Here is a 23,423-nt window from a genome sequence, read left to right as displayed (position 1 = left end):
CCAGGGTGGAGAGATGACCAATGAACGGCAAAATTTCGGCGCTTGATCTGGCTCCCGAAGAGTTGAGCGAGCCGACAAGAGCCTATTTCGCCAAATGCGAGGAGAAGCTCGGCCTCGTTCCCAACGTGCTCAAGGCCTACGCTTTCGACGACAAGAAACTGCGCGCCTTCACCGACATGTACAACGATCTGATGCTGGGCGAGTCTGGCCTGTCGAAGCTGGAGCGCGAGATGATCGCGGTCGCCGTCTCCTCCATCAACCACTGCTACTACTGTCTGACCGCGCACGGCGCGGCGGTGCGCCAGTTGTCCGGCGACCCGGCGCTCGGCGAGATGATGGTGATGAATTTCCGCGCCGCCGATCTTTCGCCCAAGCAGACCGCAATGCTCGAATTCGCCGTCAAGCTGACCGAAGAGCCGGCCAAGATCGTCGAGGCCGATCGGGCCGCGCTGCGTCAGGCCGGCTTCACCGACCGCGACATCTGGGACATCGCCTCGACCGCTGCCTTCTTCAACATGTCGAACCGCGTGGCGGCGGCGATCGACATGCGGCCGAACGACGAATACCACGCCATGGCAAGGTGAGGCGCGGCGGCCGGAATCCTGCCCGCCTTATATCAGCTATCCCTCATCTTCGTTGATTGTTTGCCCGTTTGGTCCGATGATCGGCGCGCGGCGTGACCGCATGCCGGTTCGATGCCGCGGATGAAGGGAGGAGAACATGGCGAAGTTTCTCTACGTCTATCACGGTTCCGGCAAGATGCCGGCGACCGAGGCCGATCTAAAGGCGTTGACGGACAGCTGGACGGGCTGGTTCGGAAAACTTGGCTCGGCTGTGGTCGATCGTGGCAATCCGGTTGGCATGTCGAAAACCGTCCTGCCCGGCGGCAAGGTCGAGAACAATGGCGGCAGCAACCCGACCGGCGGCTATTCGATCATCGAGGCGAAAGACATCGACGACGCCACCAGCAAGGCCAAGGATTGTCCGATCCTGATGGAGCCGAACTGCAACGTCGAGATCGCGCCGATCCTCAATATGATGGGTTGACGCGCCGGTTCAGGACCGCGCCGCGATGGCCGCGGCAGCACCGGCCATCGTCGTGGCGCTGACGCGGTTGGCGATCTTCATGGCGCGCTTGCTCTTCAGCAGCTTGCGCGCCTGCGAGGCGGCGAGCACCCAGGCGAGATCGATGGCGATGAGCACCACGGCCATGGTCGCCGTCAGCTCGACCCAGCCGACGATGCTGACCGAGGCCAGGTCGATGATGGTCGGCAGCAGCGCCAGGTAGAACATCATGATCTTGGGGTTGCCGAGCGTCACCGCCATGCCGGCGAAGAACAGTTTCACCGGAGAATCCTCGCGCGGCATCTCGCCTTCCCTGGCGTCAACAGGTGCGGTCCACATCTTCCAGGCGAGGTAGGCGAGATAGGCTACGCCGACCCATTTCACCACGACAAAGGCGAAGTGAAAGGTCTGCGCCACCACGGCCAGCCCGAACACCGCCAGCGACAGCCAGATGCCCTCGCCGATCCACATGGCGAGCAGGAACGGGAACACGTCGCGAAAGCCCTTCGAGATGACCCGCGCGACCAGAGCCGCGATCGAGGGGCCCGGTGAACCGGCAGCGACAAACAGGGCAGCGGCGAAAATGAGCAGCGAGGTGAGATGCATGGCAGGGATCTCGGATTGAGGTTTGACTGCCACACTAGCCAGCAACAGCAGCATTGGCAAAGACAAGGTAGTCACTTTGGTCGGCAGCCCGGGCCTCCATGCTCGCGATCCCTTGCCGTTTCCGCGTCCCGCGGCTAGAAGAACCGCCGCGAAACAATTTCTGAGCTTCACTTTGCCTACGTAACCGCCGGTCTCGTCAACTCCCCCGACACACCTGCATGGCGCCGCATTCGCGATGCCTGTTTTCATTTTCATGTGTTCCTCTGGCGGCGGTTCGAGACCGGTTTGGCACTGCTGAACCGCTGCCGCGCGCTTTCCGCCGCCGACACCTGACTTCACAATCTCCGCAGCCTACCGCCACGCCGCGCCCGCATGGGCATCTCGAGATTGCCGACCTGATGAACTTCCCGACGGGAAGGGCTTATCGGCATGTCCGGCACTGTGCGTATCCACTGGGCGATCGCGCCCGCAATCGCTCCTCGACCCCTGGTCAACTGCAATCGCTGCGGCGGCGTGAAGGCGTATCGCTGCAGCGAAAAATTCCGCGTCAACGCCAACGGCAAGCGCATCGACGCATGGCTGATCTATCGCTGCGTCGTTTGCGAAAATTCCTGGAACTTCGGAATTTTCGAACGCTGCAACCGCCGCGACATCGACCCGGCACTGCTGCAGGCGCTCGAAAGCAATGATCCGGGGCTGGTCCGGCGCCATGCCTTCAACGTCTCCGCTCTGCGCAATCAGGTAGGACGTGTCGAGGAGTTTCCCGATGTCGCCGTGCAAAGGCATCTGGTTGGGGAGACAAGCGAAAGCGCGACAGCGCTGGAACTCAGGCTTGGGCTGGAAATGCCGATATCGCTCCGCCTCGACCGCTTGCTTGCCAACGAACTCGGTATCTCGCGGTCGCGGCTTCAGACCCTGGAAGAAAGGCGATTGCTGGCCGTAAGGCCGGACGGGGCCAAAGCCCTGCGCAGAGCGGCTCACGAGGGGACGATCGTGCTGGTCGATCTGGCAGGTGAACCCGACCGCGAAGCCATCATCTCGGCAGCCGGCGGTTGAATGAAAAAGGGGCGGAGCACCTGGTGCTCCGCCCCTTTTATACAAGGAATCAGAAGATTACGCCGCGCCGACCGCCTTAGCCGACTTCTCGAAGCGCTTGCGCTCGTTCGGGTCGAGATAGAGCTTGCGCAGACGAATGGTCTTCGGCGTCACTTCGACCAGCTCGTCATCCTGGATCCAGGCCAGCGCGCGTTCCAGCGTCATGCGGATCGGCGGGGTGAGCTTGACCGCCTCGTCCTTGCCGGCGGCGCGGATGTTGGTCAGCTTCTTGCCCTTCAGAACGTTGACTTCGAGGTCGTTGTCCCTGGAGTGGATACCGATGATCATGCCCTGATAGACCTTGACGCCCGGATCGATGACCATCGGGCCGCGGTCTTCGAGGTTCCACATCGCGTAGGCCACGGACTCGCCCTGCTCGTTGGAGATCAGCACGCCGTTGGTGCGGCCCGGCAGTTCGCCCTTGTAGGGCTCATAGGCATGGAACAGACGGTTCATCACGGCGGTGCCGCGCGTGTCGGTCAAAAGTTCCGACTGGTAGCCGATCAGACCGCGCGTCGGCGCGTGGAAGACGATGCGCTGGCGGTTGCCGCCGGACGGGCGCAGCTCGACCATCTCGGCCTTGCGCTCCGACATCTTCTGCACGACGACGCCGGCATGTTCCTCGTCGACGTCGATGACGACTTCCTCGACCGGCTCCAGCAATTCGCCGTTCTCGCCCTTCTGCATGACGACGCGCGGGCGCGACACGGCGATTTCAAAGCCTTCGCGGCGCATCGTCTCGATCAGCACGGCGAGCTGCAATTCGCCGCGGCCGGAGACGAAGAACGAATCCTTGTCGGGCGATTCCTCGATCTTCAGCGCGACATTGCCTTCGGCCTCGCGCAGCAGGCGGTCGCGGATGACGCGGCTGGTCACCTTGTCGCCTTCGGTGCCGGCGAGCGGGCTGTCGTTGACCAGGAAGGACATGGTCACGGTCGGCGGATCGATCGGCTGCGCATGCAGCGCCTCGGTCACCGCCAGGTCGCAGAACGTGTCGGCGACGGTGCCCTTGGACAGGCCGGCGATGGCGACGATGTCGCCCGCCTGCGCTTCTTCGATCGGCTGGCGCTCGAGGCCACGGAAGGCAAGGATCTTGGAGATGCGGCCGGTCTCGATCTGCGTGCCGTCATTGTGCAGCACTTTGACCGCCTGGTTCGACTTCAGCGTGCCGCTCTCGATGCGGCCGGTGATGATGCGGCCAAGGAAGGGATTGGCTTCCAGGATGGTGCCGATCATGCGGAACGGTCCGGGATGAACGGTCGGCGCCGGCACATGTTTGATCACGAGATCGAACAGCGGCGCAAGCTGCTGGTCCTTGGGGCCTTCCGGATTTTCCGAGACCCAGCCGTCGCGGCCCGAACCATAGAGGATCGGGAAGTCGAGCTGCTCGTCGGTGGCGTCGAGGGCCGCGAACAGATCGAACACCTCGTTGACGACCTCGACATGGCGGGCGTCCGGCCGGTCGATCTTGTTGATGACGACGATCGGCTTCAAGCCGACCTTCAGCGCCTTGCCGACCACGAACTTGGTCTGCGGCATCGGGCCCTCGGCGGCGTCGACCAGCACGATGGCCGAATCCACCATCGACAGGATGCGCTCGACCTCACCGCCGAAATCGGCGTGTCCGGGCGTGTCGACGATGTTGATGCGCGTATCCTTCCAGTCGACCGAAGTCGCCTTGGCCAGGATGGTGATGCCGCGTTCCTTTTCGAGGTCGTTGGAATCCATGGCGCGTTCGGCGACGCGCTGGTTGTCGCGGAACGAGCCGGACTGCTTCAAAAGCTGGTCGACCAGGGTGGTCTTTCCATGGTCGACGTGCGCGATGATCGCGATATTACGGAGTTTCATGTTCTGATCTCGGAAGCGTTGCAGGCAGCAGGCCAAAGGCGCTGCCTCTTTCGGTTGCGCGGCTCATACAGGGTTTTTCGCAGTTGCGAAAGGGGAAGCGCAACACCAAATACTCATCAAATCTTAAGCATCTGCGTGTGAAATGATTTTGTTAACCAAGGCGGGAACCATTCAGGGCCCGGGCAGTTCGAACGTCATGACCGATAAACTCAACCGATTTTGGCCGCTTATCGCCTCCGCGGCCTTTGCCGTTCTGCTGGCGGCCAACGCCGCGCAGTCGGCCGCCACGCTGAAGGAAGCACGGCCGGCCCTGCCGATCGATGCGCCTTCGGCCCAGCAGGCTTTCGCCGACGCCCCCGACGGCGTCGATCCGATGGTGACCGGCCCAGTCAGCGCCGCCTTCAAGCAGCGCCAGGACGCAGCCAACTGCGACAGCGCCGTCTGGCCGAACATTCCAATGGTCTGCTACCCGGACTGACGACCGTCAGGTCTTTACGCCGACCGTACCGGGTCGAGCGTGATCTTGTAGAGTTCGTTGTCGTCGCGATCCATCAGCCGCACGGTCATCTGCTCGGTGGCACCGGAAATGTCGACAAGGCCAAAGAATTGCAGGCCGGCTGACGGCGGCAGGTTCTGCCCCTGCTCGGCTGTCGGCGCCTTGATGAACTTCAGCTCCGGACCGAAGGTCATGTCGAAATCGTTCGGGCCGAAGGTTCCGGCATGGATGGGGCCGGAGACGAATTCCCAGAATGGACTGAAGTCCTGGAACTGCGCCTTCTCGGGATTGTAGTAATGCGCGGCTGTGTAGTGCACGTCGGCGGTGAGCCAGACGGTGTTGCTGATGCCGGCATTCTTGATGTAGCGCAGCAGGTCGGCGATCTCCAGCTCGCGTCCCTTTGGCAGACCGTTGTCACCATTGCTGACAGCCTCCGCGCCTGCCTTTTTGACGCCATCGTCCCAGACGACGAGGCCGAGCGGCATGTCTGCGGCGATGATCTTCCATGTCGCCTTGGAGTTGGCTAGCTCCCGCTTCAGCCATTTCGTCTGCTGTTCGCCCAGCATGCGCGATTGCGGTGTCATCTCATCCTGCATGTCCGGACCGTTGGGGCCGCGATAGGAGCGCATGTCGAGGAAGAACACGTCGAGCAGCGGCCCGTAGGCTATCTTGCGGTAGACGCGGCCGGGCTCCGACGGCTCGTAACGGATCGTCGTCATCTCATGGAAGGCTCGGGCCGCGCGGGCCGCCAGCACATGGATGGATTTTTCCGTGTAGCGATCGTCGGCGCTCAGATTTTTCGAATCCGACCAGTTGTTCAGCACCTCGTGGTCGTCCCACTGATAAAAGGTCGGGCAGATGGCGCTGAGACCCAGGACGTGTCTGTCCATCATGTTGTATTTCCACTGGTCGCGGTATTCGTCCAGCGTCTCGGCGACCTTGCGCTTGCCATCGACTAGCACGACGTTCTTCCACTTGCCGCCGCCGGGCAGGTCGACCTCGTCCTTCATCGCGCCGTCGGCATAGATGGTGTCGCCCGAATGCAGGAAGAAATCGGGCGTATGCTTGCCGATCGTGGCGTAGGTCTTCATGCCGGTCTCGTCGATGCCCCAGCCCTGGCCGGCGGTGTCGCCCGACCAAGCGAACTTGATGTCGCGCTTCGAGGCCGGCGCGGTGCGGAAGCGGCCGACGATCGGCTCGGAGACGGCGTTGATGTCAGCGAGGTCGGCTGCCGTCATGCGGTAGAAGATGTCCTGATCGGAAGCGAGATCGGTGAGCAGGCGTCTGACCGTATAATCGCTGGCCGGCGACGTATCGAGCGGCGCCAGCCGGATCGCGTTGGCGAAATTCTCGGTCGACGACACTTCGAACATGACACGCGACGGGCGATCCGTGCGCGTCCACACCATGCCGCTGGTGGCGTCGACATCCCCCGACTGGACGCCATGGGTGAAGGCCGGGCGCTGGTTGGCGCGAGAATAATAGGGCAGCGCCAGGCTGGAAACGCCGACCAGACCAGCGGCGCTGGCGGAGGTGACAAAAGCGCGGCGAGTCATCGAGAGCTTGTTCATGGCTGTCTCCTGGATGGCGTTGAACGTTGCCACCAAGCTCCAGCCTCAATGTTTCAGGCGCATCTCGAAATCATGAACGTTTGATAACAATGAACAGGGCTGCCCTTTCCGTCTCCTCTCACGCCCAGAGATCAATAAGGCAACGGGCCCAAAAGGGGAGAAGGGAGGGCCGCGCCTATGCCGCTTGCGGTTCGGGATCGAAGGCCGGCCGGCTGGTATTGATCAGCAGCGAGATGCAGGCGGCGGCGATGGCCGTCATTCCGGCGATCAGGAAGGCCAGTTCGTAATTGCCCTGCAGTTCGCGCATGGTGCCGCCGAAGGCGGCCGCCGTGGCAGCTCCCACCTGGTGGCCGGCGACGATCCAGCCGAACACGATCGGTCCGCTGCGGTCGCCGAACGCCTCGTTGGCGAGCCTGAGCGTCGGTGGCACGGTGGCGATCCAGTCGAGGCCATAGAGCACCGCGAAGATGATCAGGCTGGTCGCCGAGAAGCCGGAATAAGGCAGGTAGATCAGCGACAGGCCACGGATGGCATAATAGACGCCAAGCAGCTTGCGCGGGTCGAAACGGTCGGTAAGCCAGCCGGACAGCGTCGTGCCGATCAGGTCGAAAATGCCCATCATCGACAGCAGGCCGGCCGCCTGCACCTCACCGATGCCCATGTCGCCGCAGAACGCGATCAAATGCGTGCCGACCAGCCCGTTGGTGGTGAAGCCACAGACGAAGAAGGTGGCGAACAGATACCAGAACACCCGCGTGCCGGCGGCGCGGCGCAGCGTGTTGAGCGTGTGCGCCAGGAAATTGCCTTGCGATGCCGGCGATGTCGGCGGCACGTCATCGGCCTCGGCGCCATAACGCACCATGCCGATCGAGGCCGGACGCTCCGGCACCAGCAACCAGACCAGCGGCAGCAGGCAGGCCGTGGCGACCGCGACCGCGATGGCGACCGGCTTCCAGCCGCCCGTTTGCGCAAGCGAGGCAAGCAGCGGCAGGAACACCAGGAGGCCGGTGGCGCTGGAGGCCGACATCAAGCCCATGACCAGTCCGCGATTGGTCTTGAACCAGCGGTTGACGATGGTGGCGCCGAGCACGCTGGCTACGGCGCCTGAGCCGATGCCGGAGAACACGCCCCAGGTGATGAAGAGGTGCCAGGGCTTGGTCATCAAAAGGCTGAGCGCGGTCGACCCCGACATGATCACCAGCGAGGCGATCAGCGTGCGGCGCAGTCCGATCCGCTCCATCAGCGCGGCGGCGAACGGACCAGTCAGGCCATAGAGCAGGATGCCGACACCGGCGGCCAGCGAGATGACGTCGCGCCGCCAGCCGAAGCTGTTTTCGAGCGGCAGCATCATGACGGCGGGAGCCGAACGCAGGCCGGCGGCGATCAGCAGGCAGAGGAAGATGATGCCGACCACGACGAAGGCGTAGTGCTGGCCAAATGGGCGGGATTGAGCTATCATGTTACTGACCGGTACGTTGCAGGGTGGGAACATGTATACGTACCGATCGGTAACACTGTCAATCGAGTCCCATGATGCCAACCGACAAAAATATTGAACTGACCATCAGCGATGGTCATGCATCGGCCCCGCCGAAGGCCGCCAAGAAGATCCTCGACGTCGCTTATGACCTGTTCTACCGGCGCGGCATAAGGGCGATCGGCGTCGACGAGATCGTCAAGCGTGCCGGCGTCACCAAGCCCAGCCTCTATCGCAGCTTCCCCTCCAAGGACGAGTTGGCCGCCTCGTACCTGCGGCAATACGACCTCGAATTCTGGGAGCGCTTCGATGAGGCTGTCGACGCCCATCCCGGCGATCCGCGCGCGCAGATCAAGGCTTTCCTGACCCGCGTCGGAAAGCGCACGCAAAGACCCGATTACCGCGGCTGCGGCATGACCAACGCAGCGGTCGAATACCCCGAGCACGGCCATCCGGCGCGAATGGTGAGCGAAGACAACAAGCAGGAACTGCGCCGCCGGTTGCGCGCCATGGCTGCCGCGATGGGCGCCGGCGATGCCGACACGCTGGGCGACGGACTGCTGCTGCTGCTCGAGGGTGCCTATATCAGCGGCCAGTTGTTCGGGCTCGGTGGACCGGCGCAGTCGGTCGCCCGCAATGCCGACCTGCTGATCGAGGCAAGCTTGAAGAAATAGCGATTGGCGATACGTTGTGGCGAGCTCCAACGGAGATATCCGTCATGCGCAACCTGCTGATCCCGCTTGCCCTCGCCGGCCTCTGTCAGACAGCCCATGCCGGTGACATATCGAGCGCCTATACCGATCTCGACTGGAAGAAGGACTGCGTGACCTACGCTCAGGCCGAACAAGGCGACGGCGACTGGGCCGACCTCGCCTGTTCGGGCTACCGCGGCTACCCCGTGCTGATCGCCTATGACGATGCCCGCGAATCGCTGTTTTATGGTTTTCCGCCCAGCGGCGACATGACATCCGCCTGGGAGAGTTTTTCCGCCTTCAATTCGTCCGGGGCCAAGATCGAATGGCGCGTCGAGACCAATGGCGACAAGGCCGTACCTTTCGCGGTCATTCACCGCCGCACGATCAGCAATGGCGAGGATGAGAACAAGTCGACCGAAGTGTTGCTCGTCGCCAAGGTCGGCCAGATGGACGCCCGCGTCGGCTGCACCGTCGGCCTCGTACTGGCCACCGGCAACTCGCAAGCCAACGACCAGGCGCGTAAACTCGCCGACGAGAAGGCGCGAACCTTCGCCTGCGGCAAGGACCGGCACACCGTCATCGGCAACGTGCCGGCCTTCGGCCGGGTCGACAACTGATCCGAAGCGCTACTTGCTCGCCTTGGCGCGTTCGATCGCGTCCATGATCATCTTCTTGGCGTATTTGGAATCGTGCCAGCCTTCGATCTTGACCCATTTGCCGGGCTCGAGATCCTTATAGTGCTCGAAGAAGTGCTGCACCTGCTGGCGGGTGATGTCGGGCAACTGCGTATACTCGGTGACGTTCTCGTAGCGCAGCGTCAGCTTGGGCGACGGCACGGCGATGATCTTTTCGTCCTGACCGGCATTGTCTTCCATGATCAGCACGCCGATCGGCCTGACATTGATGACGCAGCCCGGCACCAGCGCGCGCGTGTTGCAGACCAGCACGTCGATCGGATCGCCATCGCCCGACAGCGTGTGCGGCACGAAGCCGTAATTGCCGGGATAGCGCATCGAGGTGTGCAGGAAGCGGTCGACGAACAAGGTGCCGGCCTCCTTGTCCATCTCGTACTTGATCGGCTCGCCGCCGATCGGCACCTCGATAATGACGTTGACGTCCTCAGGCGGGTTCTTTCCGCTGGCTATGGCTTCGATGCGCATGGCTTTTGTCCCTCTCTCGATGGGGAGGAGATAGCGGGCGGCGCAGAATGGCGCAATGCGGCGAATGGTGCTGACCGACGTCGGGCGAGACGCGATGGCACCCGACACGTTCAATCATCGGAACAAGATGTTTCAGCGTCGTGATTTCGCGTTGGATACATCCCGTGAGCCTGCTTCGCTCTCCGCGATCAGCCCTCGGCGGTCATTCCCAGACGAAAGCGACCTTCTTCAGCGCTTTCTGCTCGAAGATCTCGACGCCCTCGGCGATGTCGCGGCCGCCGGCGCCGGCATAGAAGGCGAGCGCGCTCTGGTTGTCTTCCAGCGCCCACACCACCATACCTTTCAGGCCATGGTCGGCAAGGCGCGCCTTGGCGGCCGAAAACAGCCGCCTGCCGAGGCCGATGCCTTGATATTCCGGGCGCAGGTAGAGTTCGTAGATCTCGCCTTGCTGCTTGAGTTCCCGGGCCCGGTTCTTGCCGATCGTCGCGTAGCCGGCGATCGTGCCGCCGATCTCGACCACCAGGACGGTGGCGGCACGGCGAATCGCATTCGCCCACCAGTCGGCGCCACGGCGGTTGATCATCGATGTCAGCGTGCGGTGCGGAATGATGCCGGAATAGGCGCCGCGCCAGGCTTCCAGATGCACTTCGGCGATAGCGCCGGCGTCGCGCGGCTCTGCCTTCCGGATGTCGATCGTCAGCGTATTCATGATTTGTTAACCATAAACCCGCACCGGCCGATTGCAAGAGTCCGGGCAGCCCGCCAACCGCTTTCTCACAGACGATCATGGCATAGGTGACGTTGCGCAAAACCCGTCCGGAAACAGGCCGGATCGGCAAGGCCCGGGTCGGCAAAGCAATCTCGACGGCAGACGCTTAGATTTCGACCAAATGGTCGTCAAGCTCGTTGGTGTCGCCTGACGTGACCGGGAAATGCTCGGCCAGCACCGCGCCCACCTGCTCGATCGCCTTGACGAAACCGTCGGCAAGCCGGTCGTTGCCGGCATGCGCGGTCAAGTCGCGCACGACGCTGTCCCAGACATGCTGGCCGACCTTGGCGTCGATGCCCGAATCCGCGACCACCTCGGCATAGCGCTCGGCGATCGACACGAAGACCAGCACGCCGGTGCGCGCCGTGGTGCGGTGGACGTTGCGGGCGAGGAACTGCTTGATCGCATTGGCGTGTGCCGCCTGATAGCGCAGCCGCCGTGGCACCATGTGGATGCGCAAGCCGGGCAGCGCCCACAACAGGGCCAGCACGCAGGCCAGCGCCAAAAGCTGGGCGAGGACGAAATGCGGCAGGCGGATGGTGAGCCACCAGGCCTCCAGCCCATAGGCGACGGCGAGGCTGACGACCAGCATGCACAGCGTCGCCATCAAGGCGGCGGGGGCGAAATAGCCGTCGCTGGCATGCGCCACGACACAGTAGATCTCGCCGTCGGTCCTGGTTTCCGCGGCGCGGATCGCATCGGCGATGCGCTCATGATCCTGCGGGCTGATCGGTCGTGCTGCCATTGTCTCACCAGCTTCCTGAAGAACCGCCACCACCGGACGAGCCACCACCGCCCGAAAATCCGCCGCCGCCGCTGCTCGATCCCGAGGACCAGCCGCCGCCGGAGCTTCCCGACGACCAGCCGCCACCCGACGAGCCCGTTGTCCAGCCGCTGGTGCCTGAGGATCCGCTCGGGCCCCGGCCATAACGAAACGTCATGCCCAGCCATCTATACACGCCCGGCGACAGTTTTGTGCCGAACATCGGCGGCAGGAATGCCATCGCCAGGCCACCGAAGAACATCGTCGCCCATAGGATCAGGAACACCGCGGCAATCGGGTCGATGGATGTGCCGCTGTCGGCGGGATTGCGTTTTCCCCGCGCTTCCAGTTCCTCCGGATTGCCTTCGAGCACCATGACCATGTCGTCGACGGCCTTGGCTATGCCGCCGGAGAAGTCGCCGGCGCGGAAGGCCGGCACCATGTCGTTTTCGATGATCAGCTTGGTGTGCAGGTCGGTTAGCGTGCCTTCCAGCCCGTAGCCGACCTCGATGCGCATCTTGCGGTCGTTCGGCGCGACCAGCAGAAGCACGCCGTTGTTTTCCTTTGCCTGGCCGAGCTTCCAGAAGCGGAACAGCCGGTTGGCATAGGGTTCGATCTCCTCGCCGCCGAGGCTGGGGATCGTGGCGACGACGATCTGGTCGGAGCCCTTGGTCTCGAAGTCGGCGAGCTTCTGGGTCAGCGCCGCTTTTGTGCCGGCATCGATGATGCCGGCACTGTCGACCACCCGCCCGGTCAGGGCTGGCAATTCGGCGGCGAAGGCGCTGACCAAGGCAAACAGCAGCGCCACCATGGACATCAGGGCGAGGCGCAACCCCTTGGCGAAATGACCGGATATCGAAAGAGCGAGGGCGAGCCTTGGCATGGGCTCACCAACTGCCGGATGAGCCGCCGCCGCCGGACGAACCGCCGCCGCCGGAAAAGCCGCCGCCACCGCCACCCGAAGACCAGCCACCGCCGGAACTACCCGAGGACCAGCCGCCGCTCGAGGATCGCCGGCCGGGCTCGAAGGTCATGCCGAGCCAGCGATAGCGTCCGGGTCCGAGCTTCTGGCCGAAGATCGGCGGCAGGATCGAGGCCGCTATGCTGCCGAAGAAGATGATTGCCCAGATGCTGATGAAAATGGCGAAGAACAGGTCGTCGGAATTGAACGGCGCCTGCTGGTTGCGTTTTCCCCGCGCTTCCAGCTCCTCCGGATTGCCTTCCAGCACCATGACCATGTCGTCGACGGCCTTGCTGATACCGCCGGAGAAGTCGCCGGCACGGAAGGCCGGCACCATGTCGTTTTCGATGATCAGCTTGGTGTGCAGGTCGGTCAGCGTGCCTTCCAGCCCGTAGCCGACCTCGATGCGCATCTTGCGGTCGTTCGGCGCGACCAGCAAAAGCACGCCATTGTTTTCCTTTGCCTGGCCGAGCTTCCAGAAACGGAACAGCCGGTTGGCATAGGGTTCGATCTCCTCGCCGTCGAGGCTCGGGATCGTGGCGACGACGATCTGGTCGGAGCCCTTGGTCTCGAAGTCGGCGAGCTTCTGCGTCAGCGCCGCCTTGGTCGCGGCATCGATGATGCCGGCATTGTCGACCACTCGGCCGGTCAGAGCGGGGAGATCGGCGGCGAAGGCGGTTAGCGGAAGGACCAAGAGAAGGAAGAAAACTAGGGCAAGAAAATTGAGGTTGGCGTTTCTTCGCACCCCCCTCTGGCCTGCCGGCCATCTCCCCCGCAAGGGGGGAGATTGGCAGCTTCGCTGTTGGCGCGAACCTTCAAACGCCGAAGATTGGCGAAAGTCGAAGTGCCAGCCGATCTCCCCCCTTGCGGGGGAGATGTCCGGCAGGACAGAGGGGGGTGTGACGGAACTCAAGGTCAACAAGGACCAGACCCGATTAATTGATCGTTCACCCACCCTGCTTCGTGCCGAAATCCACCTTCGGCACCTGCATCTTGTCTTCATCGACGGTGAAATTGGCGAACGGCTCGTTGCCGCGGAACCAGAAGGTCGCCCACAGCACCGACGGGAAGGTCTTCAGCGTCAGATTGTAGTCTCTGACCGCCTGGATGTAGTCGCGCCGCGACACCGCGATGCGGTTTTCGGTGCCTTCGAGCTGCGCCTGCAGCGCCAGGAAGTTCTGGTTGGCCTTGAGGTCCGGATAGGCTTCCGATACCGCGATCAGCCGCGACAGGGCGCTGGTCAGCCCGGCCTGGGCATCCTGGAACTTCTTGAGCGCTTCGGGATCCTTGAGCGTTTCCGGCGTCACCGTGATCTGCGTCGCCTTGGCGCGCGCCTCGACCACTGCGTCGAGCGTGTCCTTCTCATGCGAGGCGTAGCCCTTGACCGTCTCGACCAGGTTGGGGATGAGGTCGGCGCGGCGCTGGTACTGGTTCAGCACCTCGCTCCAAGCCGCCCTGGCGTTTTCCTCGGCCGTCGGGATGGTGTTGTAACCGCAGCCGGCAAGCAGCGGCAGCACGAAAGCCATCATCAGGAAGGCGGGAAGCGTGCGGAACATGGATGGTGAGGCAAGGCGCTGGGCAAGCATGATCGGTCCCTCGACAGAAGTTGCATGCGAAGCATTACCACAATCGGCGCGCAAGAAAACGGCCTCGGCGGGAACGGGCTATCGGCACGTTACCATCGGCCGCAAGACCCTGTAATAACTGGCAATATCCTGTAATTGACAAGACGCTGTAATTGGCAAGGCGATCACGATAAGGTCGGCGGAAGGCAGGACACCATCATGGCCGGACGACAGGACAGCGACAACGAATCGCGCCGTATCCTCGAGCGCGTCGCGCAGGAGACCGATCCGTCCGGCACCTCGCTGGTTGCGCGGACCGCGAAAGGCGTGCGCGACCACGTCGCCGCCGCCGACGCCGACCGCGCGGACCCGGTCGAGGTCTGGGGTACGCGCATTGGCAGGATACTCGGCCTGCTTCTGGCGCTGGGCCTGATGGTCTGGCTCGTGCTTTTCCTCATCCGGGGCAGCTAGGAATCAAAAAAACAATGAGCGCCGAAAAACCCGACGCGCCGCGCGCGGTCATCGTCATTTCGAGCCATGTCGCCCGTGGTTCGGTCGGCAACCGCGCCGCCGTCTTTGCCTTGGAGACGCTGGGGTTCCCGGTCTGGGCGGTGCCGACTGTCATCCTGCCCTGGCATCCCGGCCACGGGCGGGCGACACGCATCGTGCCGCCGCTCGACCAGTTCAAGGCGCTGATGGCCGACCTCGAGCGCGCGCCATGGCTGGGCGAGGTTGGCGCCGTGCTGTCGGGCTATCTCGGCGAGGCGGGCCAGGCCGAGGCCGTCGCCTCGTTGGTCGCTGCCGTCAAGGCCAGGACGCCTGACGCGGTCTATATCTGCGATCCGGTGATGGGCGATTCGGGCGGCCTCTATGTGCCGGAACCAACCGCGGCCGCCATGCGCGACCGGCTGATGCCGATCGCCGACGTCGCCACCCCCAACCGCTACGAGCTGGAATGGATGGCCGGCGCGCCGCTTCCGGACCTCAAATCGGTGATCTCGGCCGCACTCCATGCCGGGCCGTCGACCATGCTGGTCACCTCGGCGCCGTCGATGATGACCGGTAGCACCGGCAATCTTCTGCTCGACGGCAGCCAGGCGCTGCTCGCCGAGCACCGCCTGATCGACAAGCCGCCGAACGGGCTGGGCGACCTGACGGCGGCTGTCTACCTCGCCCGCATCCTCTCCGGCCAACCGGCGATCAAGGCTCTGCAGTCGACCACGGCGGCGGTCTACGAGATACTCGCGCGCACCGCAAAACGCGGCGGCGACGAGCTGCAGCTCGAAACCGACGCGCAGAGCCTGTCCCACCCGATGGCCATGGTGCAGCTGCGCCACCTCATGCATCCGGGGCGGGACCGCCGGGCGTGATCTCGACCGAGGGCGTTCTGGTCGGCGTAGACGGCTGCAAGGCCGGCTGGATCGCCGTGCGGTGCGCGCCGGGCGCGGTGCCTTCCCTCGAGGTCTTCGCCAGCTTCGCGGCGCTGCTCGCGGCCAATCCCGACAACGCCGTTGTCGCCGTCGACATGCCGATCGGCCTGCCCGAATTTTCCAGCAAAAGCGGGCGTGGACCGGAGGCGCTGGTGCGGCCGCTGCTCGGGCCACGCCAGTCCAGCGTCTTTTCGATCCCGTCCCGATCGGCGCTTTATGCGGACACCAGCGAATTCACCACGATCGAAGCCTGGTACGCCGCGCATATCAGGGCAAGCGAGGTGGCCAGGACCACATCCGATCCGCCGCGCGGCGTTTCGATTCAGGCCTTTGGCATCTTCTCCAAGATCCGCGAGATCGACGCCTTGCTGATCGCGCGGCCCGATCTGCGCGGCCGCGTCTTCGAATCGCATCCGGAAGTCGCCTTCTGCCGCCTGAACGACGACCAGGCGATGCGGCTGCCGAAGAAGATCAAGGGTAGCATCAATCCCGCCGGCATGGCCGAACGCAAGGCGTTGCTGTGCCGGCACGGCTATGACATGGCCTTTCTCGACCAGGCGCCGCCGCGCGGCGCGGCCGCCGACGATTTCCTCGATGCCGCCGCGATGATGCTGATCGCCGGCCGCATCGCCAACGGTAAGGCCAGGCCGTTTCCCAGTCCGCCGCTCGTTGACGGTTTTGGCATACCGGTCGCCATCTGGGCGTGACAGTATCGGCTGACGCCCCGCTTTGACGCATGGCATTTATGGTCAGCCTCCATAATTCTGCATTGCTCGCGACGGGCTTTTACCGTTAGAGCCTTTCTCGACCGCAACGAGCTGCCGCCTCCAACCCGGAAAGGCCTTAGCCGCCCATGCCTCATCTTCCCGACCACCTCCTCGCCGGGTATCGCAATTTCATGAACGGCCGCTACCTCACCGAGAGCGGGCGCTATCGCGAACTCGCCCGCGAGGGGCAGGCGCCGGAGACCATGATCGTTGCCTGCTGCGATTCGCGCGCTGCGCCCGAAGCGATCTTCGATGCCGGCCCGGGTGAACTCTTCGTGCTGCGCAATGTCGGCAATCTGGTGCCGCCCTACGAGCCGGACGGCGAGTTCCATTCGACTTCGGCCGCGCTCGAATTCGCGGTCCAGAGCCTCAAGGTCAAAAACATCGTGGTCATGGGCCATGGCCGCTGCGGCGGCATCCGCGCCGCGCTCGATCCCAACTCGGCGCCGCTGTCGCCCGGCGACTTCATCGGCAAGTGGATGAGCTTGATCGCGCCCGCCGCCGAGACCGTCTCCTCCAGCACCTTCATGACGGCGACCGAGCGTCAGACGGCACTCGAGCGCATCTCGGTCCGCTATTCCATCGCCAATCTCAGGACCTTTCCTTGCGTGTCGATCCTGGAGGGCAAGGGGCGGCTGTCGCTGCATGGCGCCTGGTTCGACATTTCGACCGGCGAACTCTGGGTGATGAACAAGGAGACCGGCGATTTCGAGCGGCCGGTGCTGGAATGAACGGCAAGGCGCGGCAAGTGGTGAACGTCCGGTCGGTCGTTTTCACTACCGCCGCGCTGCTGGTCGCCATCGTGGCCGCCCGCGCCGATGACCGCGCCATCATCAGCCGCTGGTATTCGGCGCTGCTGGTCGCCGACCGCACCGAACTCTCCGACCTGCTGGCCGATGACGTCCGCATCAAGCTCGACGACCTCGGCATCGTCCAGAACAAGCAGGAATTCATCGCCTCGATCGACGAATGGAGGGGCGCGGTCGCGGGTGCTGCGATCCGCCACCGGATAGAGAAGAGCGAGGCCGGCGTCACCACGGTCATCGCCTGCTACGACTTCCCCGGCAACGACATGCTGATGCATGAGACTTTCGCGGTCACCGACAACCGCATCACCGCCAGCTCACAAGCGGCGATCGCCGAAAACTGCGACGGGTTCTGAGGCGGCCGACTGCCATATTGCGGGCCCGAACGCCACGCCCTACATCGGTGACACCGAGCCGTCCTTGCCACCCCCCACTTGCCACCACCAGCGAAAGACCATTCATGCCCTCCACGAAAACCGTCGATCTCGCCGCCCATCCGCTGACCGCGTGGCAAGGGCCGCTCGGCCTGCCCGATTTTGCCCATATCGGCGACGGCGATTTTTCCCCGGTCTTCGACGCCGCGCTGAAGGCGCATGAGGCGGAGATCGAAGCGATCGCCGGCAATAAGGAGGCGCCGACCATCGAGAACACGCTTGCCGCGCTGGAACTCGGCGGCGAGGCGCTCGATCACGTCTCGTCGATCTTCTGGTGCCGGGCCGGCGCTCACACCAACGAGGCGATCCAGGCACTGGAGCGCGACATCTCGCCGAAGATGTCCAGGCACTTCTCGGCGATCTCGATGAACGAGAGGCTGTTTGCCCGCATCGACGACCTCTACCAGCGCCGCGAGAGCCTCAAGCTCGACGCCGAAACCCTGCGGGTCCTGGAAAAGACCTGGAAAGGCTTCGTCCGCTCCGGCGCCAAGCTCGACGCCGAGGGTAAGAAGCGGCTGGCGGCGATCAGCGAGGAACTGTCCTCGCTCGGCACGACTTTCGGCCAGAACGTGCTGGCCGACGAGCGTGACTGGGCGCTGTTCCTCGACGAGGCCGACCTTGCCGGCCTGCCGGATTTCCTGAAGAGCGCCATGGCGGAAGCCGCCGAGATGCGCGGCCAGAAGGGCCGCTACGCCGTCACCCTGTCGCGCTCGATCTATGAGCCGTTCACGACCTTCTCGGAACGCCGCGACCTGCGTGAGATCGCCTTCCGCGCCTTCACCATGCGTGGTCAGAATGGCGGCGCCACCGACAACACATCCGTGGTGCGCGACATGCTGAAGCTGCGTTCCGAAAAGGCCGGGCTGCTCGGCTACGCCTCCTTCGCCGCGCTGAAGCTCGACGACACCATGGCCAAGACGCCGAAGGCGGTGCACGCGCTGCTCGACCCTGTCTGGAAGAAGGCGCTGGAAAAGGCCGCCGCCGACCAGACCGAATTGCAGCGGCTGGCGGCGGAGGCCGGCAGCAACGAGAAATTCGCCGCCTGGGACTGGCGCTTCTACCAAGAGAAGCTGCGCGCCGAAAAGTTCGCTTTCGACGAGGCGGAACTGAAGCCTTATCTGCAGCTTGACCGCATCATCGACGCCTGCTTCGACGTGGCGACAAGACTGTTCGGCATCACTTTCGAGGAGAAGAAGGGCATTGCCGCCTGGCATCCCGACGCGCGTATCTTCGTGGTGAAGAATGCCGACGGCAGCGAGCGCGGCCTGTTCCTTGCCGACTATTTCGCGCGGCCTTCGAAGCGTTCCGGCGCCTGGATGAGCGCGCTGAAGTCCGGCTACCGGCTCGGCCACGGCTCGAAGCCGGTGATCTACAACATCATGAACTTCGCCAAGCCGCCGGCGGGCGAGGCGGCATTGCTGTCGGTCGACGAGGCGAAGACGCTGTTCCATGAATTCGGCCATGCGCTGCACGGCATGCTGACTGACGTCACGTGGCCTTCGGTCGCCGGTACCTCGGTCAGCCGCGATTTCGTCGAACTGCCCTCGCAGCTTTACGAGCATTGGCTGACGGTGCCGGCGGTGCTGGAAAAGCACGCGCTGCATGTCAAGACCGGCAAGCCGATGCCGAAGGCGCTGCTCGACAAGATGCTGGCCGCGCGCACCTTCGGCGCCGGCTTCGCCACCGTCGAATTCACCGCCTCGGCCTTGATGGACATGGCCTACCACGCCCGGCCCGATGCCCCGGCGGAGCCGCTTCGTTTCGAAGCCGAAACGTTGGAGAAGCTCGACATGCCGGACACCATAGCGATGCGCCACCGCACCCCGCATTTCGGCCACGTCTTTTCGGGCGACGGCTATTCGGCTGGCTACTATTCCTACATGTGGTCCGAGGTGCTCGACGCCGATGCATTTGCCGCCTTCGAGGAGACCGGCGATCCCTTCAACCCGGCGCTCGCCGAGCGGCTGCGGAAGAACATCTACGCCGCCGGCGGCTCGAAGGACCCGGAAGAGCTTTACACCGCGTTCCGCGGCAAGATGCCGTCGCCCGAAGCGATGATGGTGAAGCGCGGGCTGGTGTAGCGTCTTCCCTTCTCCCCCTGCGGGAGAAGGTGGATCGGCGCGCAGCGCCGAGACGGATGAGGGGTGTTCCAGCGGAGTGAGGCGTCGATGATCGGTCCACCCTCATGGCCGGACAAGCGATGACGCCAAGCTGGAACACCCCTCATCCGACCTCGCTTCGCGAGGCCACCTTCTCCCTCAAGGGGAGAAGGAAGAACCCTATGCCTTCCAAGGATCCGCCACCCTTGGCCACACCGGCCGCGTCAGCTTCCTGTAATCGGTCACCGCCGGATTGCTGGGATACGAACTCGGCGCCGAGACATAGATGATCTCGGCGGCGATCGGCTCGAAGCCGGCGTAGAAATGGTTGGTCGACTTGATCAACAGCACGTCCTTGCTCATCGGATCGACACCGATGTTGGAAAAAATGTCCGGCTCGAAGGTCTGCGTGCGGTTGGTATTGAGGATGATGTCGACCTCGGTGCCTTCGATGCGGACCAGTGCGGCCGGTCCGAGCGTCACCCGGCTTGGGCCGAAACTCTGCCATCCCTCCGGAACCGCCTTCAGCACCTTGACGCGCGCGTCGATCGGCTCGCCCGCCAAGGGCCCGGCCTTGCCGCCGAAGCGCAGGTCGATGACGGCACCCTCGCCGGCAGCCTGGCAGAAGGTCACCGCGATCGGGTCCCAGATCGTCGCCACGCCAACGTTCTTCAAGCCGCGTTCCAGCATGGTGCGCAGCACGACGGTACCATCGCCGGCAACGCCGCCACCGGGATTGTCCCAGATATCGGCGATGACCACCGGCCTGTCCTGTCTTTCGGCCCGCACGGCCAAGGCGCGATCGATGCCGTCGGCGGTATCAAGCATCGTCATCGCCGTCTTCTCGCGCATGGCATAGAGTTCCCGCCCCAGCCGTTCCGCCAGCGCATCGCCCTTTTCCTTGTCATTGTCGGTGACGACCAGGATGCGCGTGCCCATCTCGGGAACATCCGCCGCCATGAAGCCGTGGATGACCGAGACCGACAGCACGCCATCCTTGCCCTGCAGCGCCTTGATGCGGTCGACGAAGGAGCGCATCGGCTCGCGGCTGGTCGGCAAAACCTGGATCATGCGGCAGTCGAAGGTCGAGATGACCGGCTTGATTTCGCCGCGCGCCGCGGCCAGCCCAAGCTCGACGACATGCTCGCCGCGTTCGTAGAAATCGGTGTGCGGGAACTCCAGGAAATAGGCCATGATGCTGGAGGCCGCCACGCGCTTGGGCGTCAGATGGCTGTGCGGATCGAACTCGCAGGCGATCACCACATCCGGCCCGACCATTGCGCGGACGCGCTCGAGCAGATCGCCTTCACAATCGTCGTAGCCTTGCGCCACCATGGCGCCGTGCAGGCCGAGGATGACCGCATCGACCGGCAGTGCTGCCTTTAACTGGTCCAGAATCTCGTCGCGCAGCGCCTCATAGGTCTGCCGCTGCACCAGGCCGCCGGGCTCGGCCCAGGTGGCGGTGCCTTCGATCACGGTCAGTCCCTCGGCGGCCGCGCGCCGGCGCAAGGCGACGATCGGCGAGGAGCACAGCGTCGGCGTCTCCGGATGCTTGCCCGGTCCGGCATAGAAGGCCATCTCGAACGAGGCCCGGTCCGTCGGCACCGGCGAAAAGGTGTTGGTTTCCGTCGCCAGCGACGCGGTGAAGATGCGCATGAAAGCTCCAGGGTAGACTTTTTTGCTTTTCGCAATTCCGGACGGAAAACCGCTGCACACTTTTCCTGGAATTGCTGGGATTGCTATTTGACGGCTCCAAGCGCCAGTCCCCGGACGAGGTAGCGCTGCAGCCAGACGAACAGGATCGCCACCGGCAGCGTCGCCAGCAGCGTGGCGGCCATGACGTGATGCCACTCGATCGTGTAGCGGCCTGCGACCAGCGAGAACACCTGGATCGGCAGCGTGTAGCTTTCCTGGCTGCGCAGCATGGTGAGCGCGACGACGAACTCGTTCCAGGCGTTGATGAAGGTGAAGATGGCGGTCACCGCGATTGCCGGCAGGCAGAGCGGCAGGAACACTTTGCGCAGCGTCAGCCAGCGGCCGGCACCCTCCATCCAGGCCGCCTCCTCGAGATCGCGCGGGATCGTGTCGAAATAGCTCTGCAGCATCCACACCGTGAAGGCGACGTTGAAGGCCATGTAGATGAAGCCCAGCGCCGTCGTCGATTCGACCAGCCCCCAGGCGGCCATCAGCCGGAACAGGCCGAGCACCAGTACGATCGGCGAGATCATCTGCGAGATCAGCAGGAACTGGCGGAAGGCGCCGTAACCGGCAAAGCGGAAGCGCGACATGGCATAGGCCGCAGGCACCGAGATCAGGATGGCGCCGACCGTGGCGATCACCGAGACGTAGAGCGAATTGGCCAGCGCCTGGCCGAAGCCGGTGGCTACCCACATGTCGGAGAAATTCGACCAGCGGAACTCGCTCGGCCACCATGTCGGCGACAGCACCTCCTGCCGCGGCTTGACTGCGGTCAGGAACATCACCGCGAAGGGAAAGATCGTCACCACGATCAAGGGCGCCAGCAGCAGCCATGCGATGACGGTGCGTTTGAGTTTACTCGTCATGTGCGCTGCTCCCGCATCGCCAGCCGCACATAGATCAAGGTGAAGATGAGCAATATTGCGAACATCACCAGCGACACGGCGGAGGCCTCGCCCAGCTTGCCGATGCGGAAGGCGAGCTTGTAGAGGTGGGTGACCAGGATATCGGTCGAATTGGCCGGCCCGCCCTGCGTCATCACCCAGATGATCGGGAACGAGTTGAAGACATAGATGGTGTTGAGCACGATGGCGATGTTGATGAACGGCTTCAACAGCGGAAAGGTGATCTCGCGGAACTGCTGCAGCGGTGTCGCCCCTTCCAGCGCCGCCGCCTCGTAGAGATCGTCGGGGATCGACGACAGGCCGCCGAGGAAGATCGTCGTGGTGAACGGCACCGTCACCAGTATGCCGATCAGCACCTGCATCGGAAAGGCGGTCTCGGCCTGCGCCAGCCACTGGATGTTGTGGTCGATCAGGCCCAGCCCGATCAGCGCCGAATTCAGCATGCCGCTTTCACCGCTCAGCGCCCAGCGCCAGACGACCGCCGTCATGGTCAGCGATACCGCCCAAGGCAGCATGATGATGACGCGGGCGATGCCGCGGCCATAGAAATCGGTATTGAGGATCATCGCCACCGGAACCGACAGCAACAGCGCCCCGCCAACCACCAGCACGGTCCACAGCCCCGTGCGCCAGAGCGCGGCGATGAAATCGGGATCGGCCGTGAGCGCGGCAAAATTGGTCAGGCCCGAGAAATCGCGCAACTGGCCAAAGCGGCTGACGTCATGCGTCGAGATCTGGATCAAATCCCAGACCGGCCAGAAGATGACGACCGCCGCCAGGAACAGGCTGGGCAAGGTCAGGAGATAGGGCAGGAAGCGATTTTGCATCGGCTGGCTTTGTACCGCGTTGCGGGTGGAGATTGGAATTGCGCTGGCTTAACAGATTGACTTAATCCCGCCTCGTTCTTCTCAGGGCACCGCTTCAGGATTGCTTACAACCGTAAGCGTCGCCCTCATCTGCCTGCCCGTCCCCCGCGGCAGTTGCGGAAGGGCTCTTCCTCTCCCCCGTCGACCGGGGGAGAGGTGGGGGGGGGCGGGCGGGGGGGGGGGGGGGGGGGGGCGGGGGGGGGGGGGCGACCCTTGGGCGCAAGACGATGCGAGGCTTGCGCCTGGTGCTCTTCCTATATCCGTTCGCGGCGGTTGCCAGGTGGTTCCCCCACTCCGTCTCGGCTTCGCCGAGCCACCTCTCCCCCCTCCGGAGGGAGAGGAAAGGA

General features: G+C 63.9%; 25 protein-coding genes. 12 read left to right on the top strand and 13 right to left on the bottom strand.

Annotated features, from left to right (window positions below; genetic code table 11):
- Positions 1-20: 20 nt before the first annotated feature.
- Both LB568_RS23560 and LB568_RS23555 read left to right on the top strand, forming a co-directional pair.
- Positions 21-584 (top strand): peroxidase-related enzyme, encoded by a 564-nt coding sequence (locus tag LB568_RS23560; RefSeq protein ID WP_013892398.1) that lies wholly within the window; start codon positions 21-23, stop codon positions 582-584.
- Between the two features lie 136 nt (positions 585-720).
- The gene (locus tag LB568_RS23555; RefSeq protein WP_013892397.1) at positions 721-1,047 is read left to right on the top strand and encodes a hypothetical protein; all 327 of its coding nucleotides are present in this window, start codon (positions 721-723) and stop codon (positions 1,045-1,047) included.
- A 9-nt stretch (positions 1,048-1,056) separates the two neighbouring features.
- Here the strand turns inward: LB568_RS23555 and LB568_RS23550 are convergent, their stop codons facing one another.
- Complete coding sequence (locus tag LB568_RS23550) at positions 1,057-1,671, bottom strand: LysE family translocator (protein ID WP_140573001.1); 615 nt, start codon at positions 1,669-1,671, stop codon at positions 1,057-1,059.
- A gap of 429 nt (positions 1,672-2,100) precedes the next feature.
- On the opposite strand from LB568_RS23550, the gene LB568_RS23545 reads away from it, so the two are divergent.
- Positions 2,101-2,727 carry a DUF1062 domain-containing protein gene (locus LB568_RS23545; protein WP_224731359.1) on the top strand — a complete coding sequence of 209 codons (627 nt, stop codon included), beginning with the start codon at positions 2,101-2,103 and terminating at the stop codon, positions 2,725-2,727.
- 57 nt (positions 2,728-2,784) lie between these two features.
- Here the strand turns inward: LB568_RS23545 and typA are convergent, their stop codons facing one another.
- Positions 2,785-4,614: a translational GTPase TypA gene (gene typA / locus LB568_RS23540; protein ID WP_023766014.1), complete on the bottom strand. Its 1,830-nt coding sequence runs from the start codon at positions 4,612-4,614 to the stop codon at positions 2,785-2,787.
- A gap of 196 nt (positions 4,615-4,810) precedes the next feature.
- Here typA and LB568_RS23535 point away from each other — a divergent pair, with 196 nt between their 5' ends.
- Positions 4,811-5,092 carry a hypothetical protein gene (locus tag LB568_RS23535; protein ID WP_224731358.1) on the top strand — a complete coding sequence of 94 codons (282 nt, stop codon included), beginning with the start codon at positions 4,811-4,813 and terminating at the stop codon, positions 5,090-5,092.
- Between the two features lie 14 nt (positions 5,093-5,106).
- Here the strand turns inward: LB568_RS23535 and LB568_RS23530 are convergent, their stop codons facing one another.
- Positions 5,107-6,681: an alkaline phosphatase D family protein gene (locus LB568_RS23530; RefSeq protein WP_041164538.1), complete on the bottom strand. Its 1,575-nt coding sequence runs from the start codon at positions 6,679-6,681 to the stop codon at positions 5,107-5,109.
- Between the two features lie 175 nt (positions 6,682-6,856).
- Positions 6,857-8,140, bottom strand: a complete 1,284-nt coding sequence (locus LB568_RS23525; protein WP_224731357.1) for an MFS transporter — start codon at positions 8,138-8,140, stop codon at positions 6,857-6,859.
- A 74-nt stretch (positions 8,141-8,214) separates the two neighbouring features.
- On the opposite strand from LB568_RS23525, the gene LB568_RS23520 reads away from it, so the two are divergent.
- Positions 8,215-8,832, top strand: a complete 618-nt coding sequence (locus tag LB568_RS23520; protein WP_224731356.1) for a TetR/AcrR family transcriptional regulator — start codon at positions 8,215-8,217, stop codon at positions 8,830-8,832.
- A 44-nt stretch (positions 8,833-8,876) separates the two neighbouring features.
- Positions 8,877-9,470 carry a hypothetical protein gene (locus LB568_RS23515; RefSeq protein ID WP_224731355.1) on the top strand — a complete coding sequence of 198 codons (594 nt, stop codon included), beginning with the start codon at positions 8,877-8,879 and terminating at the stop codon, positions 9,468-9,470.
- 9 nt (positions 9,471-9,479) lie between these two features.
- Here LB568_RS23515 and ppa read toward each other — a convergent pair whose 3' ends face one another.
- From ppa to LB568_RS23485, 6 genes are all read right to left on the bottom strand, one after another.
- The gene (ppa, locus tag LB568_RS23510; RefSeq protein ID WP_013892387.1) at positions 9,480-10,013 is read right to left on the bottom strand and encodes an inorganic diphosphatase; all 534 of its coding nucleotides are present in this window, start codon (positions 10,011-10,013) and stop codon (positions 9,480-9,482) included.
- A 202-nt stretch (positions 10,014-10,215) separates the two neighbouring features.
- Positions 10,216-10,722: a GNAT family N-acetyltransferase gene (locus LB568_RS23505; RefSeq protein WP_013892386.1), complete on the bottom strand. Its 507-nt coding sequence runs from the start codon at positions 10,720-10,722 to the stop codon at positions 10,216-10,218.
- A gap of 166 nt (positions 10,723-10,888) precedes the next feature.
- Entirely contained in the window at positions 10,889-11,527 is a 639-nt protein-coding gene (locus LB568_RS23500; RefSeq protein ID WP_224731354.1) for a TPM domain-containing protein, read from the bottom strand.
- A 4-nt stretch (positions 11,528-11,531) separates the two neighbouring features.
- Positions 11,532-12,428 (bottom strand): TPM domain-containing protein, encoded by an 897-nt coding sequence (locus LB568_RS23495; protein WP_224731353.1) that lies wholly within the window; start codon positions 12,426-12,428, stop codon positions 11,532-11,534.
- A 4-nt stretch (positions 12,429-12,432) separates the two neighbouring features.
- Complete coding sequence (locus LB568_RS23490) at positions 12,433-13,284, bottom strand: TPM domain-containing protein (protein ID WP_263497179.1); 852 nt, start codon at positions 13,282-13,284, stop codon at positions 12,433-12,435.
- A 169-nt stretch (positions 13,285-13,453) separates the two neighbouring features.
- Positions 13,454-14,092, bottom strand: a complete 639-nt coding sequence (locus LB568_RS23485) for a LemA family protein (RefSeq protein WP_013892382.1) — start codon at positions 14,090-14,092, stop codon at positions 13,454-13,456.
- Between the two features lie 198 nt (positions 14,093-14,290).
- On the opposite strand from LB568_RS23485, the gene LB568_RS23480 reads away from it, so the two are divergent.
- From LB568_RS23480 to LB568_RS23455, 6 genes are all read left to right on the top strand, one after another.
- Positions 14,291-14,542, top strand: coding sequence for a hypothetical protein (locus LB568_RS23480; RefSeq protein WP_013892381.1), 252 nt, complete (start codon positions 14,291-14,293; stop codon positions 14,540-14,542).
- 14 nt (positions 14,543-14,556) lie between these two features.
- Positions 14,557-15,441 (top strand): pyridoxal kinase PdxY, encoded by an 885-nt coding sequence (gene pdxY, locus LB568_RS23475; RefSeq protein ID WP_224731351.1) that lies wholly within the window; start codon positions 14,557-14,559, stop codon positions 15,439-15,441.
- Positions 15,438-16,208: a DUF429 domain-containing protein gene (locus LB568_RS23470; RefSeq protein WP_224731350.1), complete on the top strand. Its 771-nt coding sequence runs from the start codon at positions 15,438-15,440 to the stop codon at positions 16,206-16,208. The genes pdxY and LB568_RS23470 overlap by 4 nt, the downstream gene beginning before the upstream one ends.
- Before the next feature lie 146 nt (positions 16,209-16,354).
- A complete protein-coding gene (locus LB568_RS23465; RefSeq protein WP_013892378.1) occupies positions 16,355-16,999 on the top strand; it encodes a carbonic anhydrase in 645 nt (214 codons plus the stop codon).
- Positions 16,996-17,430, top strand: coding sequence for a hypothetical protein (locus LB568_RS23460; protein WP_013892377.1), 435 nt, complete (start codon positions 16,996-16,998; stop codon positions 17,428-17,430). The genes LB568_RS23465 and LB568_RS23460 overlap by 4 nt, the downstream gene beginning before the upstream one ends.
- 104 nt (positions 17,431-17,534) lie before the next feature.
- A complete protein-coding gene (locus tag LB568_RS23455; RefSeq protein ID WP_013892376.1) occupies positions 17,535-19,589 on the top strand; it encodes a M3 family metallopeptidase in 2,055 nt (684 codons plus the stop codon).
- 198 nt (positions 19,590-19,787) lie between these two features.
- On the opposite strand, the gene LB568_RS23450 is transcribed toward LB568_RS23455, so the two are convergent.
- The 3 genes from LB568_RS23450 to LB568_RS23440 all read right to left on the bottom strand — a co-directional run bounded on the left by LB568_RS23450 (position 19,788) and on the right by LB568_RS23440 (position 23,037).
- The gene (locus tag LB568_RS23450) at positions 19,788-21,263 is read right to left on the bottom strand and encodes a M81 family metallopeptidase (RefSeq protein ID WP_224731349.1); all 1,476 of its coding nucleotides are present in this window, start codon (positions 21,261-21,263) and stop codon (positions 19,788-19,790) included.
- Positions 21,264-21,346: 83 nt separating this feature from the next.
- Positions 21,347-22,171 carry a carbohydrate ABC transporter permease gene (locus tag LB568_RS23445; RefSeq protein WP_224731348.1) on the bottom strand — a complete coding sequence of 275 codons (825 nt, stop codon included), beginning with the start codon at positions 22,169-22,171 and terminating at the stop codon, positions 21,347-21,349.
- Positions 22,168-23,037, bottom strand: a complete 870-nt coding sequence (locus LB568_RS23440; RefSeq protein ID WP_224731347.1) for a carbohydrate ABC transporter permease — start codon at positions 23,035-23,037, stop codon at positions 22,168-22,170. The genes LB568_RS23445 and LB568_RS23440 overlap by 4 nt, the downstream gene beginning before the upstream one ends.
- Between the last annotated feature and the right edge of the window lie 386 nt (positions 23,038-23,423).

The sequence above is a fragment of the Mesorhizobium sp. B263B2A genome (genome assembly GCF_020165775.1).
In the GTDB taxonomy this organism is placed as follows: domain Bacteria; phylum Pseudomonadota; class Alphaproteobacteria; order Rhizobiales; family Rhizobiaceae; genus Mesorhizobium; species Mesorhizobium opportunistum.
This window is presented reverse-complemented; position numbering and strand designations above follow the sequence as displayed.

Excerpts from the sequence above, each read along its gene's own strand:
- LB568_RS23535 (WP_224731358.1), top strand. The coding sequence starts at position 4,811 with ATGACCGATAAACTCAACCGATTTTGGCCGCTTATCGCCTCCGCGGCC.
- LB568_RS23495 (WP_224731353.1), bottom strand. The coding sequence starts at position 12,428 with ATGCCAAGGCTCGCCCTCGCTCTTTCGATATCCGGTCATTTCGCCAAG.
- pdxY (WP_224731351.1), top strand. The coding sequence starts at position 14,557 with ATGAGCGCCGAAAAACCCGACGCGCCGCGCGCGGTCATCGTCATTTCG.
- typA (WP_023766014.1), bottom strand. The coding sequence starts at position 4,614 with ATGAAACTCCGTAATATCGCGATCATCGCGCACGTCGACCATGGAAAG.
- LB568_RS23505 (WP_013892386.1), bottom strand. The coding sequence starts at position 10,722 with ATGAATACGCTGACGATCGACATCCGGAAGGCAGAGCCGCGCGACGCC.
- ppa (WP_013892387.1), bottom strand. The coding sequence starts at position 10,013 with ATGCGCATCGAAGCCATAGCCAGCGGAAAGAACCCGCCTGAGGACGTC.
- LB568_RS23525 (WP_224731357.1), bottom strand. The coding sequence starts at position 8,140 with ATGATAGCTCAATCCCGCCCATTTGGCCAGCACTACGCCTTCGTCGTG.
- LB568_RS23445 (WP_224731348.1), bottom strand. The coding sequence starts at position 22,171 with ATGACGAGTAAACTCAAACGCACCGTCATCGCATGGCTGCTGCTGGCG.
- LB568_RS23450 (WP_224731349.1), bottom strand. The coding sequence starts at position 21,263 with ATGCGCATCTTCACCGCGTCGCTGGCGACGGAAACCAACACCTTTTCG.
- LB568_RS23480 (WP_013892381.1), top strand. The coding sequence starts at position 14,291 with ATGGCCGGACGACAGGACAGCGACAACGAATCGCGCCGTATCCTCGAG.
- LB568_RS23530 (WP_041164538.1), bottom strand. The coding sequence starts at position 6,681 with ATGAACAAGCTCTCGATGACTCGCCGCGCTTTTGTCACCTCCGCCAGC.
- LB568_RS23440 (WP_224731347.1), bottom strand. The coding sequence starts at position 23,037 with ATGCAAAATCGCTTCCTGCCCTATCTCCTGACCTTGCCCAGCCTGTTC.
- LB568_RS23555 (WP_013892397.1), top strand. The coding sequence starts at position 721 with ATGGCGAAGTTTCTCTACGTCTATCACGGTTCCGGCAAGATGCCGGCG.
- LB568_RS23560 (WP_013892398.1), top strand. The coding sequence starts at position 21 with ATGAACGGCAAAATTTCGGCGCTTGATCTGGCTCCCGAAGAGTTGAGC.
- LB568_RS23550 (WP_140573001.1), bottom strand. The coding sequence starts at position 1,671 with ATGCATCTCACCTCGCTGCTCATTTTCGCCGCTGCCCTGTTTGTCGCT.
- LB568_RS23520 (WP_224731356.1), top strand. The coding sequence starts at position 8,215 with ATGCCAACCGACAAAAATATTGAACTGACCATCAGCGATGGTCATGCA.
- LB568_RS23485 (WP_013892382.1), bottom strand. The coding sequence starts at position 14,092 with ATGCTTGCCCAGCGCCTTGCCTCACCATCCATGTTCCGCACGCTTCCC.
- LB568_RS23460 (WP_013892377.1), top strand. The coding sequence starts at position 16,996 with ATGAACGGCAAGGCGCGGCAAGTGGTGAACGTCCGGTCGGTCGTTTTC.
- LB568_RS23455 (WP_013892376.1), top strand. The coding sequence starts at position 17,535 with ATGCCCTCCACGAAAACCGTCGATCTCGCCGCCCATCCGCTGACCGCG.
- LB568_RS23465 (WP_013892378.1), top strand. The coding sequence starts at position 16,355 with ATGCCTCATCTTCCCGACCACCTCCTCGCCGGGTATCGCAATTTCATG.
- LB568_RS23500 (WP_224731354.1), bottom strand. The coding sequence starts at position 11,527 with ATGGCAGCACGACCGATCAGCCCGCAGGATCATGAGCGCATCGCCGAT.
- LB568_RS23515 (WP_224731355.1), top strand. The coding sequence starts at position 8,877 with ATGCGCAACCTGCTGATCCCGCTTGCCCTCGCCGGCCTCTGTCAGACA.
- LB568_RS23545 (WP_224731359.1), top strand. The coding sequence starts at position 2,101 with ATGTCCGGCACTGTGCGTATCCACTGGGCGATCGCGCCCGCAATCGCT.